This is a genomic window from Streptomyces mirabilis, from assembly GCF_039503195.1.
Taxonomy (GTDB): domain Bacteria; phylum Actinomycetota; class Actinomycetes; order Streptomycetales; family Streptomycetaceae; genus Streptomyces; species Streptomyces mirabilis_D.
The window spans coordinates 907,945-925,243 of sequence record NZ_JBCJKP010000001.1 but is presented as its reverse complement, the minus strand read 5'-3'; the positions used below and the strand labels follow the sequence as shown (position 1 = coordinate 925,243).

14 protein-coding genes and 2 pseudogenes are annotated in these 17,299 nt (G+C 71.1%); 6 read left to right on the top strand and 10 right to left on the bottom strand.

Annotation, left to right across the window (positions count from 1 at the left end):
• Positions 1–193: 193 nt before the first annotated feature.
• The 4 genes from AAFF41_RS04760 to AAFF41_RS04745 all read left to right on the top strand — a co-directional run bounded on the left by AAFF41_RS04760 (position 194) and on the right by AAFF41_RS04745 (position 3,469).
• Entirely contained in the window at positions 194–1,156 is a 963-nt protein-coding gene (locus AAFF41_RS04760; RefSeq protein ID WP_343323535.1) for an anti-sigma factor RsbA family regulatory protein, read from the top strand.
• A gap of 485 nt (positions 1,157–1,641) precedes the next feature.
• On the top strand, positions 1,642–1,818 hold the full coding sequence (locus AAFF41_RS04755; protein ID WP_095856747.1) for a hypothetical protein: 177 nt from the start codon (positions 1,642–1,644) through the stop codon (positions 1,816–1,818).
• Positions 1,819–1,849: 31 nt separating this feature from the next.
• Positions 1,850–2,215 carry a PRC-barrel domain containing protein gene (locus AAFF41_RS04750; protein WP_343323534.1) on the top strand — a complete coding sequence of 122 codons (366 nt, stop codon included), beginning with the start codon at positions 1,850–1,852 and terminating at the stop codon, positions 2,213–2,215.
• A gap of 48 nt (positions 2,216–2,263) precedes the next feature.
• Positions 2,264–3,469: a cysteine desulfurase-like protein gene (locus tag AAFF41_RS04745; RefSeq protein ID WP_319751683.1), complete on the top strand. Its 1,206-nt coding sequence runs from the start codon at positions 2,264–2,266 to the stop codon at positions 3,467–3,469.
• Between the two features lie 58 nt (positions 3,470–3,527).
• On the opposite strand, the gene AAFF41_RS04740 is transcribed toward AAFF41_RS04745, so the two are convergent.
• Together AAFF41_RS04740 and AAFF41_RS51465 are read right to left on the bottom strand one after the other, a co-directional pair.
• Positions 3,528–5,804, bottom strand: coding sequence for an FUSC family protein (locus tag AAFF41_RS04740; protein ID WP_319751684.1), 2,277 nt, complete (start codon positions 5,802–5,804; stop codon positions 3,528–3,530).
• Between the two features lie 98 nt (positions 5,805–5,902).
• Positions 5,903–6,034, bottom strand: a pseudogene (locus AAFF41_RS51465) (spherulation-specific family 4 protein); the annotation flags it as partial.
• A 343-nt stretch (positions 6,035–6,377) separates the two neighbouring features.
• On the opposite strand from AAFF41_RS51465, the gene AAFF41_RS04735 reads away from it, so the two are divergent.
• On the top strand, positions 6,378–7,271 hold the full coding sequence (locus tag AAFF41_RS04735; RefSeq protein WP_319751685.1) for a DMT family transporter: 894 nt from the start codon (positions 6,378–6,380) through the stop codon (positions 7,269–7,271).
• Between the two features lie 27 nt (positions 7,272–7,298).
• On the opposite strand, the gene AAFF41_RS04730 is transcribed toward AAFF41_RS04735, so the two are convergent.
• The 6 genes from AAFF41_RS04730 to AAFF41_RS04705 all read right to left on the bottom strand — a co-directional run bounded on the left by AAFF41_RS04730 (position 7,299) and on the right by AAFF41_RS04705 (position 14,115).
• Entirely contained in the window at positions 7,299–7,832 is a 534-nt protein-coding gene (locus AAFF41_RS04730; RefSeq protein ID WP_319751686.1) for a GNAT family N-acetyltransferase, read from the bottom strand.
• Positions 7,833–7,912: 80 nt separating this feature from the next.
• Positions 7,913–8,653 (bottom strand): FAD binding domain-containing protein, encoded by a 741-nt coding sequence (locus tag AAFF41_RS04725; RefSeq protein WP_319751687.1) that lies wholly within the window; start codon positions 8,651–8,653, stop codon positions 7,913–7,915.
• Between the two features lie 141 nt (positions 8,654–8,794).
• Positions 8,795–9,781 (bottom strand): methylmalonyl Co-A mutase-associated GTPase MeaB, encoded by a 987-nt coding sequence (gene meaB / locus AAFF41_RS04720; protein WP_343323533.1) that lies wholly within the window; start codon positions 9,779–9,781, stop codon positions 8,795–8,797.
• 5 nt (positions 9,782–9,786) lie between these two features.
• Positions 9,787–11,970, bottom strand: coding sequence for a methylmalonyl-CoA mutase (gene scpA, locus AAFF41_RS04715; protein WP_343323532.1), 2,184 nt, complete (start codon positions 11,968–11,970; stop codon positions 9,787–9,789).
• Positions 11,970–13,775, bottom strand: coding sequence for a methylmalonyl-CoA mutase subunit beta (locus tag AAFF41_RS04710; RefSeq protein ID WP_319751690.1), 1,806 nt, complete (start codon positions 13,773–13,775; stop codon positions 11,970–11,972). Before AAFF41_RS04710 ends, scpA begins: the two co-directional genes overlap by 1 nt.
• Positions 13,776–13,872: 97 nt before the next feature.
• Positions 13,873–14,115, bottom strand: a complete 243-nt coding sequence (locus AAFF41_RS04705) for a hypothetical protein (protein WP_319751691.1) — start codon at positions 14,113–14,115, stop codon at positions 13,873–13,875.
• Positions 14,116–14,167: 52 nt separating this feature from the next.
• Between AAFF41_RS04705 and AAFF41_RS04700 the strand changes: the two genes are divergently transcribed.
• Entirely contained in the window at positions 14,168–15,343 is a 1,176-nt protein-coding gene (locus tag AAFF41_RS04700; protein WP_343323531.1) for a cytochrome P450, read from the top strand.
• Here the strand turns inward: AAFF41_RS04700 and AAFF41_RS04695 are convergent, their stop codons facing one another.
• Positions 15,344–16,444: an acyltransferase family protein gene (locus tag AAFF41_RS04695; protein ID WP_343323530.1), complete on the bottom strand. Its 1,101-nt coding sequence runs from the start codon at positions 16,442–16,444 to the stop codon at positions 15,344–15,346. It lies immediately after the preceding gene.
• Between the two features lie 531 nt (positions 16,445–16,975).
• Positions 16,976–17,242 (bottom strand): annotated as a pseudogene (locus AAFF41_RS04690) (MFS transporter); the annotation flags it as partial.
• Between the last annotated feature and the right edge of the window lie 57 nt (positions 17,243–17,299).

The window sequence follows — 17,299 nt, the reverse complement described above, 5'->3', positions numbered from 1 at the left end:
GAATTGAAGACAGTGCCCGTCTGCCCCGTCTCAAGCCAGTCATGCCACCCAATCTCCGAAACCCGCGGAACGTCTCTGTTCCGCGGCCCGCCGGAGGTGGGGCCCGTACTACTTCTCGCCGAAGCCCTCCGCCGGATGCACACCGACGGCAACCGTCGCCGCCTACAGTGGGATCCGAGGTGAGCCAGTGGGCATGGAGCAGGGAGAAGACGGAGCGCGGTCGCTCTTCGTCCGAGACCGGGCGGAGCCGTTCGCGCACCCCGCGCTCCTGTACCGCTCCGAGCAGGAGTACGCCCAAGGCACGCTGCCGTTCGTGTCCGAGGGCCTCGCCGTCGGCCTGCCCGTGGCGGTGGCGGCACCTCCGTCTCGACTGGCACTGCTCAAGGCGGAACTCGGACCGGTCGCCCACGAGGTCCGCTGGATCGACATGACACGGGCCGGCCGGAACCCCGGCCGGATCATCCCCGCCGTCCTGCGTTCCTTCGCCGACGCCCACCCCGGACGCCCTGTGCGCATCATCGGGGAGCCGATCTGGTACGGCCGTAAGCCGATCGAGTACCCGGCCTGCGTCCAGCACGAAGCCCTCATCAACACGGCGTTCCACGGCCGCGGCGCGACCATCCTCTGCCCTTACGACGCCCGAACCCACTCCGACGACGTGATCGCCGACGCACACGCCACGCACCCCGTGGTGATCAGCGACGGGCGGCCCGCCGTCAGCCACGCCTACGATCCCGAACGCGTCCTCGCGCGCTACAACGAGACCTTGCCGTATCCGCCGGGAGCGGCCACGGTCCGCTTCGCCGCCGGACTGCTGCCTGCCGCACGCGACTTCGCGCTGCGTGAGGCACGGGAGCGAGGGATGGCGCCGCCCCGGCTGCAGGATCTGAACCTCGTCGTCGCGGAGTTGACGACCAACAGCGTGGTGCACGGAGGCGGTTCGGGGACGCTGCGGATCTGGGCCGAGAGCGAGCAGATCGTCTGCGAGGTGCGTGACGAGGGACACCTGACCGACCCCCTGGCCGGCCGCCGCCCGGTGCGCCCGGACCAACTCGGCGGACGGGGCCTGCTCCTCGTCCACTTCCTGTCCGACCTGGTACGCGTCCACACCGCCGCGTCCGGAACGACCGTACGCAGCTATCTCGCCCGAAGATGACCGCGGTCGCTCCGCCCGGGGCCGGCCGTGCCCCTCGCTGCTCGCCGTACGCGCTCTACTCGCCGCGGTGCCGCCAGTACCAGACCAGGACCGCGACGAGCCCGCAGAGATAGACCAGGGGCAGGACCAGTCCCGGGACACGGGCCGCGTTCACGAAGCGGCCCCGACGGGAGAACGGGCCGATCCGGCCGGGGTGTGTGCCATGGCTGTCTGCTTTCGATGAGCTGCGGGCCGGTGGGGGCGTGTGCGGCGACAGGAGCGGACTGATCGGTACTCGCGGCCCAGGTGGTGGGCTCCATGATGACGGCAGGACCCGCGGTTCGGCCCCGTCCGGGCCGGCTGGACTTGTGTACGGGGGGTTCCGCCCGCGCGAGCGGTACACGGAGACCGGCTCCCGTTCCGGGCGCGCACCGATGCGCGAGGTTGTGTCGACAGGATTCCTGGGGGCACTCGGACTCCACCACCACTTCGGATGAGGAGAGTTCATGCTCGGAATCGTTGCGGCGATCGTGCTGTTCATCGCGTTCTTGATCAATGCCGCGGACCTCTCGACCAACGACGTCTTCACGTCGACCAACGTCATGCTCATAGGCCTGGCCCTGCTCGCTCTGCACGTCTCCGGCGTCGGCGGCGGCTGGGCGACCCGCGGCCGTAGGCGCTGACACCTGGGGTGGACGATTCAGGAGGAACAGTATGACGATCGACAGAATCTGGTCGTACGCGCCGGGGTTCGGCAGCCCCGAGGCGCTGGACCTCACGGGCTACACCGTCGAGGCGAGCGACGGGACGATGGGACACGTGGACCGACAGGCCGACGATCGCGGTATGCGTCACCTGATCGTCGACACCGGCGTGTGGGTTTTCGGCAAGAGTGTTCTGGTACCTGTGGGTGTCGTCGCCGACATCGACACACGGGCGCGGAAGGTGACCATGGCCCGCACCCGGGAGGAGATGACCTCGGCACCGGTCTTCCAGACCGACCGCGAGACCCTGGACCCCGCATACCTGGCCCGGGTCGGCAGCTACTACCGAAGCCTGCCGCCCGGACACCTCGCCTGATGGCGTCGTCCCCGAGCGGACGACGCCATCGCAGCCCAAGGAGCCCGAGTGACCTACGACGTCGGCGCGTTGCGCGCCCAGATCCCCGCTCTGCGGACCGGCATCGCGTATTTCGACGGTCCGGGAGGCACCCAGACGCCGGCGCCGGTCGGCGCGGCGATCGCCGACGCGCTCACCCGCCCGCTGTCGAACCGGGGGAGCGTCACGGTGGGAGAGGCGAACGCGGAGGCTCTCGTCAGGGAGTTCCGGCAGACCATGGCCGACCTGTTGGGCGGGGAGTCCTCGGGAGTCGTCTTCGGCCGCAGCGCCACCCAACTCACGTACGACTTCTCCCGGGCGCTGGCCAAGGACTGGGCCCCCGGCGACGAGATCGTGGTGAGCCGGCTCGACCACGACGCCAACATCCGCCCCTGGCTCCAGGCCGCGGAGCGGACCGGCGCCCGGGTGCGATGGGCCGACTTCGATCCGGCCACCGGCGAACTCCCGCCCTCGGCCGTGGGCGAACTGCTCACCGAACGCACCCGGCTGGTCGCCGTCACCGCCGCCTCCAACCTGATCGGCACGCTCCCCGACGTCGCGGAGATCGCCCGTCTGGTCCACCGCACGGATGCACTGCTCTACGTCGACGGCGTGCACTACACGGCGCACACGTTCGTGGACCTCGCACGGCTCGGCGCCGACTTCTTCGTCTGCTCGCCGTACAAGTTCCTCGGCCCGCACCACGGCGTGCTCGCCGCCGCACCGGCCCTGCTGGAGACGCTGCGTCCCGACAAGCTGCTGCCCTCCTCCGACGCGGTCCCGGAGCGTTTCGAGCTCGGGACGCTGCCCTATGAGCTCCTCGCCGGCACCCGCGCCGCCGTCGACCTGCTCGCCGGTCTCGGGACCGGTCCGGCGGACGACCGGCGCGCCCGGCTGCGGTCCGCGTTCGCGTCGATCGAGCGGCACGAGCGAGCGCTGCGGGACCGGATGGAGAACGGCCTGGCCGCACTCGCGGGCGTCACGATCCACTCCCGGGCGGCCGACCGCACCCCCACGCTGCTCCTGACCTTCGACGACCGCGACACGGACGACGCCTACCGCTTCCTGGCGGCGCGGAGCGTGCACGCGCCCGCGGGAACGTTCTACGCGCTGGAGGCATCGCGCCACCTCGGCCTGGGCGACACCGGAGGCCTGCGCCTCGGACTGTCGCCGTACAACGACGAGGACGACGTGGAACGGCTGCTGGAGGGCCTGGCGGCATTCCTGAAGTCGTGAGCCCCGTGACCCCCTACATCGCGACCACCGGCACTTCCCGGGCCGCGACCTGCACTTCCTAGGCGGCGGGTCCCCGGGACGCCGTGTCCGCGGGGGTCGACACCGGTACTCCGAGGGGGCGGGCGAGGCCGATCACGCCTTCGTCCAAGCGCTGCAGATGCCGCAGGACCCGGTCGGTCACGCGGTCGTGCCGGGGAAGGCCCGGCCGGTCCGTCTCCAGCATGGACGCGAGGCTGGGGCCGGTCTCGGCCCCGCCCTCGGTGTCGTCGTCCTCGACCCTTGCGACAAGGACGTCGATGTTGCGCGCGATGCGCCGGCCGGCTCCCTTGAGCCGGGGATCGGCCGCGACGGTCTTGCTGTAGGGCAGCAGCTCGGCCGTCGCCGCCAGGGAACGCGCGTGGTACGCGCACGTCTCCAGGAGCGCCACGAGATAGCGCGCGGTCTGCCGGCGGGCCCGCAGCGGGGTGATCGGGTGGGTCAACGGCTGCGTGGAGGACCGTAGATCGTCCAGAGCCGTGTCGAGATCCCGCGCCTTGTCCAGCAGCTCGATCGCCGGGCCGCCGCTCAGCTGGTCGACCGCCGCACCGGTGACCTCCCCGAGCCGCTTCAAAACCGTGGCCAGCAGCTCGTCGGTACGGCGGTCCGTGTTCACCGGCAGCACCAGGGCGGCCGCGATGACACCACAGGTGGCGCCGAGCGCCGTCTCCTCGATACGTAGGACGAGCACCCCGGTGCTGTAGGTGTTGAGCAGCGTGTACAGCAGGCCCAGCATCGCCGTGACGAAGAAGGACATGAGGGCGTACGACAGCGGCGCGGTGAAGAACATCGCGAAGATGAACAGCAGCACCAGGGCGAACGCGGTCCAGGTGTGGGAGCCGACCAGACTCGCCAGCAGGGCGCCGGCGACGACGCCGAGGACGGTGCCCAGCAGCCGCCGGTACCCCTTGACCAGGATCTCTCCGGTGGACGCCGTGTTCAGGAAGACCACCCAGCAGGTCAGCACGGCCCAGTACCAGCGCTGACTGGAGAGGAACTCCCCACCGACGATGGCCAGGGCCGAACCCACCGACACCTGGACCGCGGTGCGGGTCGTCGGACGTTTCCACCCCGTGGGGTCGTGCGCGTCCTCCTCGTCCTCTTCCTCCCTGGCGATGGCGATGTCCTCGGCGTCCAACTCCTCACGGGAACGGGTCGTCGACGGTGTGTCGTCGGACTCGTCCTGCGGCCCGTCGAGGGCGAGCCGCAGCCCGAGGACGGAACGCCCCGTCTCCCCGATCCCGCGGAAGACGTCCTGGACGGCCGCCGAGGCGCGCGGCAGGTTCTCCTCGTCGCGGTAACCGAGCAGCCGGTTGCGCACATGGGCCACCCCGGTGCCGCGGTCCTCGGCGACCGGGCGCAGGACGAGCAGGCGCAGCGCTTCGAGATCACGGCGCAGGGTGGCGGTGGTGTCGTCCTGCGCCCGGAGCCGGTCGCTCGCCGCGGGCACGGGTGCGTTCGGCAGATGCAGGGTGAGCGTGTCGGCGCGTTCCGCGCTGCGAGCGGTCAGGATGAGCACCCCGAGCCGCTCGGCGGCGATCTCGGCGTCGGCGATACGCCGCTGCACGAGCGCGGCGGTGGCGCTGTCGCTGGTCCCCTCCGCCAGCCGTCCCTGGATCATCATCGCGCTCTCGTGGAGCCGGGCGGTGTGCCGCCTGACCTCCTGCAGAGCCTTCTCCACCCGGTCAGGTCCGGCGTCCAGCAACTCGATCTGGGTGGACACCAGTTGCGCCAGACGGGCCCGGAAGGCCGCGCGCAGCCGACGCAGCACACGCTCGGGCGTCTCCGGCACGACGACGAAACGCACCAGCGCGCTGCACACGAACGCGACGACCAGGGTCCCGCACAGTCCCGGCAGACCGGAGACGCCGGCCCGGACGAACAGCGACACGAAGTAGACCTGGAACCCGATGAGGCCCAGCGCCGTTCCGCGATCACCGAAGCGGCGGCTGTACACGGCCGCGAAGATCAGCGCCAGGAAGAAGAGGTCACCCGCGACCACGTGGGTGCTGAGCACCGCCCCCAGCGACATCGCGGCGAGCGCCACGACCAGCCCGAGCGCGAGCGTGACCGCCTGTTTGCGCTGCTGCTTCTCCTTGATGGCGAAGGTCGCGGCCATGGCCGCGATGGCACCGGCGACCAAGTGAGTCTTACTGGCCCCGAGCAGCGCCAGTACGGCGAGCGTGAGCGCGATGGCCCCCACCGTCCGCAGCCCGGCCATGAGCCGCAGCAGCCCGGGGTCCGATGCCGCGAATCGGTCCCAGATCCTCGTCCGGACCGGCCGTGTCGCTGTCCTCACGCTGTTGTTCTGCCTCGCTCTCCGCCATGATCGGCGGTTCCAGCATGGCACGTGTCGACGCCCGCGCGTCCTTCCCGGCGTCCGCGGCGACCCCGGACTCAGTCGGCCTCGCTCAGCGCGGGCGTCAACTGCGCCCAGGGATTGGGGGGTTCTCCCGTCACGGGACCGAGCGGTACGAGCGCCTCGGGCACACCGTGGACGAGATGGCAGAACCGGTCGGGCGGGTGCCGGGGTGCGGCCGACCGACCCCGGCGACCTTCGCCGCCGCACGGCTCCACAGGGTGACGGAGCGCTGTTGGCCAGTACCGTCCGGGCCGGGAACGGCGGAACCGTTGCTATCGCTCGTGAGGCGGAGACGTTCTCGGCCCACGCGTGATTTCCGGCCGCGGGGCTGACCGCGTCGAGTGCGTGGCGGCCATGGCGTGGTCTTGTCCGTGGTCCGGGCAACGGCACCTGGGTGTGCCAGGGGGCGGACTTCATGGTGGCGCGGGAACATGGGGGTGACCCGTGCGCCTCGGTCGGTGCCCGGGGGAGAAAGCGGGAGAGGAGCGGGAGAGAAGGAGGGGCAAGCCGGTGGCGTTGGTGTTCTCCGTCGTCTTCGCGGTGCTGGCCGCGGTCAGCAACGCGACCGCCACTGTCCTCCAGCGCCGCGCGGCACAGGACGTGCCGTTGTCCGAGGGCTTCCACGCCAGGCTGCTCGTCGAGCTGCTGCACCGGCCGGTGTGGCTGGGCGGGATGGCCGCGGTCATGGCGGCGGCATGCTTCCAGGCGCTGGCGCTGGTCGACGGAGCGCTGTCCGTCGTACAGCCGATCTTCGTCCTGGAACTGCCGTTCGCTCTGCTCATCGGCGGTCTGGTGCTACGGCGTCGGGTGACCCGGCGCGGGTGGATCGCCGTGGTGTGCATCGCCGTCGGGCTGGGTACCGTGCTGGCCGCGGCCGCCCCCTCGGTCGGGACCGACCGGCCCACCACCGGCGGCTGGATCCTGGCCATCGTGTGCTGCGTCGGCGTCATCGTGGCTGCCGTCGGTGTCGCCCTGCGGTGCCCTGCCGGACGCGCCCGCGCGGCCTGTTTCGGTGCCGCGGCGGCCATCGGTTACGCACTCACCGCGGCCCTGATCAAGGACGCCACGCACGCCTGGGAGACGGGCGGCGTCACCGGGTTCTTTCTCGCCTGGCAGACCTATGCCTTCGCCGCCACCGGAGTCTGCGCGCTGTTCCTTCTGCAGAACGCCGTCCAGTCCGGCCCCCTCGTCGCTTCCCAGCCCGCCCTCACCCTCGGTGACGCCCTGGTCAGCCTCGTCCTGGGCGTCACCTTGTACGCGGAGCGGGTACGCACCGGCTGGTGGCTGATCCCCGAGACCGTCGGGGCCGCCCTGATCCTGTACGGAGCGATCCTGCTGGCGCGGATCCCGCTCACCCAGGTGCTCGTCGCGTCGTCGGCCGCGCCGGACCGTACCAGGGCATGAACCGCGGGGACCGACGACTCGACGGGTTCAGGCCTGGAACTCGGTGAGATCGATGACGTGAACGAACAGGGGATAGCCGTACACCGGGTGCGTCGTCTCGCGCTCCAGCGTCAAACCGAGCTTGCGGATGACGTTCTCGGACGCGTCGTCCCCCGGTCGGGTGATGCTGATGACGCGGTCGAGGCCACGGTCCTGGAGCGCGAACTCCAACGTGGCCTGGGCGGCTTCGGAGGCGTACCCCTGACCCCAGAACGGTGAGCCGAGCCGCCAGCTGATGGCGACGGCGGGCAGTACCTCCGGCAGGAACTCGGGCACGGACAGGCCCACGAAACCGGCCAGTTCGCCGGAGGCCAGCAGTTCGACGGCGAAGAGGCCGAATCCCTCCTCGTCCCATTCCTCTTCCCACTGTTCGATGGCCTCCGCCGTGTGGTCCAGGTCGCGAACGGAGCCGTCGTCGATCCAGTGCATGACTCGGGGGTCGGCATTGATGTCCGCCATCGGCACGAGGTCGTCGTCGGACCAGCGGCGGAGGAGGAGGCGGGGCGTGTGGATCTCGGTCATGGCGCCCATCCTGCCCGACGGGCGACCTCGGGCCGACGGCGGCGGCGCCAAGACCGTGCAGCCGGTGTTCGGGAGGGCCCTCAACGACCGGTGGGACGGGACACGAGGTCGGTGACCAGTTCGTCGACCGCTTCCCGGGCCGTGGCGTGCAGTGCGCCGACAGCCGTGCGACGCAGGTCGTCGAGGACCTGTTCGACGTCGGAGGCCGAGTCGGAACCGGCGACGTACTCGGTGCCCTCGGTGAGTACGTCGTACCCGTCGCGGACGGCGACGCGCAGGCGCGTTCCCCCGGTGCCGACGGCGTGCAGAGCGGCGGCGACGACCAGTGGTGGCGGACCGCCCGCTTCGCCGGGCAGCTTGCGGTACGCGCTGGTGATCGGATCGCGCCAGCGGAGGCCGAGCAGCAGGTGGCCCTTGGCCAGTACCTCGGTCAGGTCGGTCTCGTAGACGCTGTCCGGATCCAGGACCACCGCGCGCGCTTCCAGCACGAGTGCGGCGGGCAGCAGACAGCGCAGGGTGCTCCCGACGATGTTGCCGCCGACGGTGGCCGTGCGGCGCACGGCTCCGGTCCCCACGGTGGCGGCCGCCCGGCGCAGTGCTTCGGGCACGCGGTCGTCGATCCGGTTCAGTATCACGGCCCCGCCCAGCCTCTCGCGGCCGATCATGGTGGCTTCCGGCAGGTCGCGCAGCGACATGGCCTGCTCGGGGAAGCCGTCCCGCTGCCAGGTGGCCCATATCAGGGTCGCCCCGCCTATGGGCACCGCCCCCTCGGCCATGCACTCCTGTGCTTCGGACACGGATGTGGGTAGACGCAAGAGCACGGCAGCCGACCTGCTTCCTGGAAAATGAGCGGCTGAGTAGGCACTACCTCAGCCGTATGACCGTCGACATGGCGCACTTTCCCCGGCACACAGGGGCGCGTACAGGGCTCACCGCATCACCCGGTGCGCCCCGTACGCGGTTCAGCCGCGCCCGCCGCCGAACACCCCCAGGATCCGCTCGGCGGCCAGCGTGGCCGTCAACTCCCCGTCCTGCACCTGTTGTTCGAGGCCGGGGGCGAGGGCGCGTACGGCAGCGTCGGCGTGCAGGCGGCCGAGGAGTTCGTCGCGGACCATCGTCCACGTCCAGTCCACCTGCTGGTCGCGGCGCTTGGCGGCGAGGCGGCCGGTGGAGTCGAGGAGCGTGCGGTGCTGTTCGAGGCGCTCCCACACCGTGTCCAGACCGGTCGACTCACGGGCACTGCAACTCAGCACCGGCGGCGTCCAGGCGGCGTCGACGGGATGCATCAGCCGCAGCGCGCCCGCCAGCTCCCGTGCCGCACCACGGGCGTCCCGCTCGTGCGGGCCGTCCGCCTTGTTGACCGCGATGACGTCCGCCAGTTCCAGGACGCCCTTCTTGATGCCCTGCAACTGGTCCCCGGTGCGGGCGAGAGTCAGCAGCAGGAAGGAGTCGACCATGTTCGCCACCGCGGTCTCGGACTGGCCGACGCCGACCGTCTCCACCAGGACCACGTCATAGCCCGCCGCCTCCATCACCACGATCGACTCCCGGGTCGCCTTCGCGACCCCGCCGAGCGTGCCCGCGGTGGGGGAGGGGCGTACGAAGGCCGCCGGGTCGACGGCCAGGCGCTCCATCCGGGTCTTGTCACCCAGGATCGAACCGCCGGTCCGACTCGACGACGGATCGACGGCGAGCACCGCAACCCGGTACCCGAGCGAGGTGAGCAGCGTGCCGAACGCGTCGATGAACGTCGACTTGCCCACACCGGGTACGCCGCTGATGCCGATCCGCCGCGCCTTCCCGCTGTGCGGCAGCAGCTCGGTCAGCAACTCCTGTGCCAGGGCACGGTGTTGGGGCCTCGTCGACTCCACGAGCGTGATGGCGCGCGCCACCAGTGCCCGCCTTCCGTCGAGTACGCCCTTCACATAGGTGTCGAGGTCGATCGCCATGGGGGTCAGAGGTCGTGGCCGAGGTCGGCGGACAGCCGCTGCACCAGGTCGTACGCCGCGTCCGGGATCACCGTCCCGGGCGGGAACACGGCCGCCGCGCCCATCTCGAGGAGCGTGGGCACGTCCTGCGGCGGGATCACCCCGCCGACCACGACCATGATGTCCTCGCGGCCCTCCTCGGCGAGCGACTCCCTGAGCGCCGGTACGAGGGTGAGGTGCCCGGCGGCCAGCGAGGACACCCCGACGATGTGCACGTCCGCCTCGACGGCCTGGCGCGCCACCTCGCCCGGGGTCTGGAACAGCGGGCCGACGTCGACGTCGAAGCCGAGGTCGGCGAAGGCGGTGGCGATCACCTTCTGGCCGCGGTCGTGCCCGTCCTGGCCCATCTTGGCGACCAGGATGCGGGGCCGACGGCCCTCGGCCTCCTCGAAGGAGGACACCAGGGTGCGGGTGCGTTCGACGGACGGCGACTCGCCGGCTTCGGTGCGGTACACACCCGAGATCGTACGGATCTGGCCCGCGTGCCGCCCGTACACCTTCTCCAGGGCGTCGGAGATCTCGCCGACCGTGGCCTTCGCGCGGGCCGCGTTCACCGCCAGTTCCAGGAGATTGCCGGTGCCTTCGGCAGCCCGGGTCAGGGCGTGCAGGGCGTCCTGGCACGCCTGTTCGTCGCGCTCCGCGCGCAGCCGCCGCAGCTTCTCGATCTGTTGGGTGCGCACGGAGGAGTTGTCGACCTTGAGGACGTCGATCTGCTCGTCGGTCTCCACCCGGTACTTGTTCACGCCGATGACCGGCTGGCGTCCGGAGTCGATCCGGGCCTGGGTGCGGGCAGCCGCCTCCTCGATGCGCAGCTTGGGGATGCCCGCGTCGATGGCCTTGGCCATGCCGCCCGCCGCCTCGACCTCCTCGATGTGCTGCCAGGCACGGCGGGCGAGGTCGTACGTCAGCTTCTCGACGTACGCGCTGCCACCCCAGGGGTCGATCACCCGTGTCGTGCCCGACTCCTGCTGGATCAGCAGCTGGGTGTTGCGGGCGATGCGCGCCGAGAAGTCGGTGGGCAGGGCGAGCGCCTCGTCGAGGGCGTTGGTGTGCAGCGACTGGGTGTGCCCCTGCGTCGCCGCCATCGCCTCCACACACGTACGCGTGACGTTGTTGAACACGTCCTGTGCGGTCAGCGACCAGCCGGAGGTCTGGGAATGGGTGCGCAGGGAAAGGGACTTGGCGTTCTGTGGGTCGAACTGCTTGACCAGCTTGGCCCAGAGCAGCCGCGCCGCCCGCATCTTGGCGATCTCCATGAAGAAGTTCATGCCGATCGCCCAGAAGAAGGAGAGCCGGGGCGCGAACGCGTCCACGTCCATCCCCGCCTCCCGCCCCGCCCGGATGTATTCCACCCCGTCGGCCAGCGTGTACGCCAGCTCCAGGTCGGCCGTCGCGCCCGCCTCCTGGATGTGGTACCCGGAGATGGAGATGGAGTTGTAACGCGGCATCCGCTGCGAGGTGAAGGCGAAGATGTCGGAGATGATCCGCATCGACGGCTTCGGCGGATAGATGTAGGTGTTGCGGACCATGAACTCCTTGAGGATGTCGTTCTGGATGGTCCCGGCCAATTTCTCGGGCGGTACACCCTGCTCCTCGGCGGCCACGATGTAGAGCGCGAGTACGGGCAGTACCGCACCGTTCATGGTCATCGACACGGTCATCTTGTCCAGCGGGATGCCGTCGAAGAGCTGGCGCATGTCGTAGATCGAGTCGATCGCCACGCCCGCCATACCGACGTCACCGGTCACGCGCGGGTGGTCGCTGTCGTAGCCGCGATGGGTGGGCAGGTCGAAGGCGACGGACAGGCCCTTCTGGCCGGCCGCGAGATTGCGCCGGTAGAAGGCGTTGGACTCCTCCGCAGTGGAGAAGCCGGCGTACTGACGGATCGTCCAGGGCTGGTTGACGTACATCGTCGGGTACGGGCCGCGCAGATACGGGGCGATGCCCGGGTAGGTGCCCAGGAAGTCCAGGCCCTCCAGGTCCTGCCCGGTGTACAGCGGCTCGACCGCGATGCCCTCCGGGGTCTCCCACAGGAGATCGGCCCCGCCCGTGGCCTTCTTGACGGCGCTTCGCCACTCGTCGTTCCCGCCGTCGGCCTTCGGGACCCCCAGCTCGATCCCGGAGAAGTCGGGGATTCCCCTCGCTGCCATCAGGACACTCCCATACGGTCGAGGGTGGCGGAGAGCACGGCGACGGCGTCGCACCCCGCGAAGACATAGGCATCGACATCCGGGTACTGCCCGGGACGGCCCGCGAGGAACACGTGCCCGGCGCCCGTCGCCTTCAGCTCCCCGGCGACCTCCGCGGCCCGCTCCTCGTACAGCGTGTCGCTGGAGCACAGGCAGACCTCGGTGGCGCCGCTGTCCTCGAAGGCGCCCACGGTGACGGGCTCGATGCCACCCGCCTGGAACAGGTTCGAGGCGAAGGTGAGGCGGGCGGTGTGCGCGGCGGCCGGGCCGAGGGCGGCCAGGAAGATCCGCGGCCGGGAACCGGTCGCCGCCAGGTGGGCGTCGGACCGGGCCCGCAGCGCCTCGAACGCCTCGTCGCGCCGCACCCGCGGCAGGCCGCCGGACGGCGGTACGGGGGCGGGAGCGCGCTCTACGAGGCGTTCGGCGAGGTTCGGGAACTCGCTGACCCCGGTGACGGGTTCGCGCCGCTTGGCGAGCTTCGCGCTGCGCGCCTCCCAGGTGCGGGCGAGGTCCTCGCCGAGCCGCCCGGAGCGCAGGGCCGCCGCCTGGCCGCCCTCCCGCTCGATCCACTGGAAGAACTCCCAGCCCGCATGGGCGAGTTCGTCCGTGAGCCGCTCCACGTACCAGGAGCCGCCCGCCGGGTCGATCACCCGGGACAGATGCGACTCCTCGACCAGGATGGTCGAGGTGTTGCGGGCGATCCGCCGGGCGAACGCGTCCGGCAGACCCAGGGCGTGGTCGAAGGGCAGCACGGTGACGGCGTCGGCGCCGCCCACTCCGGCGGCCAGAGTCGCGACCGTCGTGCGCAGCATGTTCACCCACGGATCGCGGCGGGACATCATCACCGGCGAGGTCACCGCGTGCTGCACCTGCCCGCCCGGGGTCCCGCAGACCTCGGTGACCCGCGCCCAGAGCCGGCGCGCCGCCCGCAGCTTGGCGATGGTCAGGAACTGGTCGGCGGTGGCCGCGTACCGGAACTCCAACTGGGCGACGGCCTGTTGGACGCTCAGGCCCGCCTCGGTCAGCTCCCGCAGGTAGGCGACGCCGGTCGCCAGCGAACTGCCCAGCTCCTGCGCCGCCGAGCCGCCGGCCTCGTGGTACGGCAGCGCGTCCACGGTCAGTGCCCGCAGCCCCGGGTACTCCTCGGCGCACAGCCCCGCGAGGGCGGCGACGGGCGCGAAGTCGAACCCGCCGTCTCCCGTGCGGGCCTCGTGGCCCAGCGGGTCGGCTCCCAGGTTGCCGCGCGCCGCCTCCTTGGCGACCCCGCGCTCCTGGTAGAGCCGTAGCAACTCGCGTGCGGCGGGCTCGACGTCACGTCCCGCGTCGAGGACGACGGGCGCCAGGTCGAGATAGACGCCGTCGAGGACCCGGTCGAGCGAGGACACCGGAATGCCGTCCGCACCGGCGACCAGCCAGAGCGAGGTGACGCCGTTCTCCAGGTCCCCGAGGACCGCAGCGCCGTCGGCGGCCGTGTGCTGCTGTCGTACGTCCCAGCCGCCGAGGGTGTTGCCCTCGGGGCGTCCGCCCCGTACGAAGGGAGCGAAACCGGGCAGGCCGGGATCGGGCGCGGAGTCGTCCGCGGTGTACAGGGGGCGGGCGCGCAGCCCGTCCTCCAGCGTGGTGGACAGGGCGTCTTCCGCTGCCGCGCCCGAGACTTCCTTGCCCGACTTGCGCAGGACGCCTTCAACCAGGCGTTGCCACTGCTCATGGGTCGCGTCAGGGAACTCGGCGGCCAGCGAGAGCCCGTCGTCAGGCAGGACCGTCATGCTCGGATGCTAGGCCAGATACGCAGGTGAGCAGCAGAGGACGCGGCTGTGACCTTGACCTCCCAGGGGTGGTCTTGATCAACAGGCCGGGTTCGTACTACGGCAGCACAGCGATCTCGGACAGCGCCGGGTACCGCGGAGCGAGGAGGACGATCTGCGCGGGGTGCGCCCCTGGCCGCGGGTGCACGGTCCGGCGCCGGTCCCGGCGGCAAAAGAAGTTCAGCGCCGTGGTGTCGTGATGGCCGGTCACCGCCCAGGCCCGGTCGTCCGGGGCGGGCAGCAGCAGGACGTCGAGCATCCCGGTGCCGACGCCAGCCCCCGTCAGCCGCGGTTTCGGCACGATTGTTAGCCTTGGTCGTGATCCAATTCCCCGTGCCCGGCCAAGGCTTGCGATGAGCGCGGTCGGCTCCTTCCCGCTCGGTGCCGCGACCACGCTCGCCGAACTCGCCGCGGATCCGCATCCGCGGCTGGCGCGACTCCGTGCCCACGAGCCCGTTTCCTGGCTGCCCGAGCTGGACGGCTGGCTGGTGACCCGCCGCGATCTGGCGCTGAACGTGATGCGCGACCCCGCGACCTTCACCGTCGACGACCCCCGGTTCTCCACCGCACAGGTCGTCGGTCCGAGCATGCTGTCCCTGGACGGTGACGAGCACGCACGCCACCGGGAGCCCTTCACCGCTCCCTTCCGCCCCAGGGAAGTACGCGTCGGCTTCGCCTCGTTCATCGAGCGGGAGACCGAGCGGCTCATCACCGCGCTGGAACCGGCGGGCGCCGTCGAACTGCGGCGCGCCTTCGCCGGCCCGCTCGCCGTCGCCGTCGTGACCGAGGCGCTCGGGCTGGTCGGCACCACCGCGGACACGGTGCTCTCCTGGTACGACTCCATCGTCCGGTCGGTCTCGGACATCACCGCAGGACACGAGGCGGCACCCGCGGGCGCCGAGGCGTACGCGCGGCTGAGGGCCGCCGTCGAGGCCACCGTCTCCGACCCGGGTACGGCGTCGCTCCTCGGCTCCGCCGCCGAGCGGCTGGCGCTGCCCGAAGTGGCGTCCAACGCCGCGGTGCTGATGTTCGGTGGGATAGAGACCACCGAGGCGATGATCACCAACGCGTTGCTGCACCTGCTGCGACACCCCGGCCAACTCGCCCTCGTCCGTGATGACGACGGCCTGCTGGACGGCGCGATCGAGGAATCGCTGCGCCTCGAACCGGGAGCGGCGGTCGTGGACCGCTACGCCACCCGTGACACCGTCCTCGGCCCGGCCACGATCCGCCGGGGTGAACTGGTCACCGTGTCCCTGGCCGGCGCCAACCGCGACCCGGCCGTCTTCCCCGATCCCGATCGGTTCGACGTCCGCCGCGAGAACGCGCGCCTCCAGCTGGCCTTCGCGCACGGCCCGCACTACTGCCTTGCCGCGCACCTCGCCCGACTGGAGACCCGGATCGCCCTTCAGCGCCTGCTCGAACGCCTCCCCGCCCTGCGTTTCGACCCGGCCCGTCCGGCCGCTCCGCAGGGGCTGGTCTTCCGCAAGCCGCCCACCCTGCATGTCCTGTGGGACAGCCCCGCCTGATCAACGCGACACCGGGGTGCGTCGCAGGGATCTCAGGAAGGGCCGCAGAAGCCATCGCCGGGCGGGTACCTCCACGTACTCGTACAGGAGCCAGGCGAGGGCCAGGGACATCCCGAAGGCGGTGAGCGCGCCGATCGGCGACGGTTTGAACAGGTGCTGCCCCGCGCGCAGCACGAGCAGGTGGACCATGTAGAAGGCGAAGGAGAGTTCACCCAGTCGGACGAGGGCCGGATGCCGCCACAAGCTGGGCAGGCCGCGTACGTCGGCCAGGGCGGCCGCGGGGATCAGGCAGGTGAAACCGACCAAGGTGCAGGCGACGCAGGCGTACGATCCGCCGACCTGGGAGACCAGGAAGTAGCCGATGATCGTCAGGGCCACCGACGCCTCCAGGCCGGGGCCGCGCCAGCGGCCGAGGAGCACGAGGCGGGCGACGGCGACGCCGAGGACGAACTCCGGCAGCCGGGCGGCGGGGAAGGAGTACAGGGTGCGGCCGACCCCCAGATGCAGGTCCGCCCGGGTCAGGATGAGCACGGTCAGGACGCTCGCGCCGGCGAGCGCGGTCGCGGTGAGGGCCCCGGCGTGCCGCAGCAGCAGGGCGAACGCGGGGAAGGTCGCGTAGAAGAACGCCTCGCACGCGAGCGACCAGCTGACGGGGTCGAGTGTCTGCCACCACGGGTGCCACCAGGAGTGCACGAGAAGCAGATTCGCCGCGCTGCCGGCCGGCTTGCCCATGCCCATGACGAACACCGCGATACAGGCCGTGACCAGGTGGACGGGGTAGAGGCGGGCGAAGCGGCGGCGCCAGAAGGCCGTGGGGCGGTCGTCGGACCGGGCGGACCAGCCGAGGACGAAGCCGGAGAGCAGAAAGAAGAAGGAGACCCCGGTGGAGCCCGCCCCGAAGCCCCAGTCGGCGAAGTGACGGGCCTGCCCGTTGAAGTAGCCCAGATTGCGGGTGTGCAGGCAGAAGACGAGAAGGGCCGCCACCCAGCGCAGACCGGTGAGGGAGGGCAGTGGACCGGGGTGGGTCACCTCGCGGTGGTGAGTCTTCGATCGGACCGGCGATTCGGATTGCTCCGGCTCGGCGAAGGAAGACTTGCTCACGATGGGACCGCCTGTGTTGGTCAAGGAGAGGTGTTCGCTGGGGGACTGGGGTGGTGAACTGGGCATGTTTGGGGTGGTTGTCGTCGACGCGTCTTCCCCGAGGAGCCGATAAGTATGCGTGTCGAATTACCGTTCGATCTGGTGATGGGCGCCAGCTGCTGCGATGCCTTGTCAAGGTGTGAACGCCTGGTCGGACGCTGGGTCACCCTCCATCCGACGGCGGACGGGACATCTTCGGGCAACGGGATGGCCGATGGACTGTGACACGCACGGGGCCCGCGTCGCGTACCGAGCGCTGGGGCGCCGGCACAGGAGGGGGTCGGCACGATTGCCGTGGGCGCGGTGGTCGACGCCGCGGTGATCGGGAGCCAGGGCCACTCGGGCCCGGGCGGTCGCTTTCCGGCCCCGGTCAGCAGCGTCACCAGGAACCGCACAGGCCGCCCGGCAGGCCTGTGGTGAGCGCACCACGGTCCACCGTCCCGCAGGGCAGAGGACTGCCGGCAGCGCGCGGCGGGTCTCCAAGTCACTCGGGGACGCCGGGTCGAAGCCGCGAACCCCACGGGCCGCCGGCGTCGCCGAGCCCGCCGCCCGCCGGCCGGGCAGGAAGGCGGCGAGGGCGAGGGCGAGGAAGGCGGCACCGGCACCGATGGCCATGACCACCTTGAAGCCGTTCTCCGAGGGCAGGGCGGTGGTGCCGAGGTCGGTGGTCATCTGCGCCAGGACGACACCGGCGATGGCACTGGCGAACGATGTACCGATGGACCGCATCAGGGTGTTGGTCCGGCAGGGAGCTGTCGTCGGCGGCGTACCTCATAGGCGGACAGCGGGTCGCGGAGGTGGAGCCTGCCGTCCTGG

Excerpts from the sequence above, each read along its gene's own strand:
- AAFF41_RS04760 (WP_343323535.1), top strand. The coding sequence starts at position 194 with ATGGAGCAGGGAGAAGACGGAGCGCGGTCGCTCTTCGTCCGAGACCGG.
- AAFF41_RS04755 (WP_095856747.1), top strand. The coding sequence starts at position 1,642 with ATGCTCGGAATCGTTGCGGCGATCGTGCTGTTCATCGCGTTCTTGATC.
- AAFF41_RS04750 (WP_343323534.1), top strand. The coding sequence starts at position 1,850 with ATGACGATCGACAGAATCTGGTCGTACGCGCCGGGGTTCGGCAGCCCC.
- AAFF41_RS04730 (WP_319751686.1), bottom strand. The coding sequence starts at position 7,832 with ATGACCGAGATCCACACGCCCCGCCTCCTCCTCCGCCGCTGGTCCGAC.
- meaB (WP_343323533.1), bottom strand. The coding sequence starts at position 9,781 with ATGGCGATCGACCTCGACACCTATGTGAAGGGCGTACTCGACGGAAGG.
- scpA (WP_343323532.1), bottom strand. The coding sequence starts at position 11,970 with ATGGCAGCGAGGGGAATCCCCGACTTCTCCGGGATCGAGCTGGGGGTC.
- AAFF41_RS04710 (WP_319751690.1), bottom strand. The coding sequence starts at position 13,775 with ATGACGGTCCTGCCTGACGACGGGCTCTCGCTGGCCGCCGAGTTCCCT.
- AAFF41_RS04700 (WP_343323531.1), top strand. The coding sequence starts at position 14,168 with ATGAGCGCGGTCGGCTCCTTCCCGCTCGGTGCCGCGACCACGCTCGCC.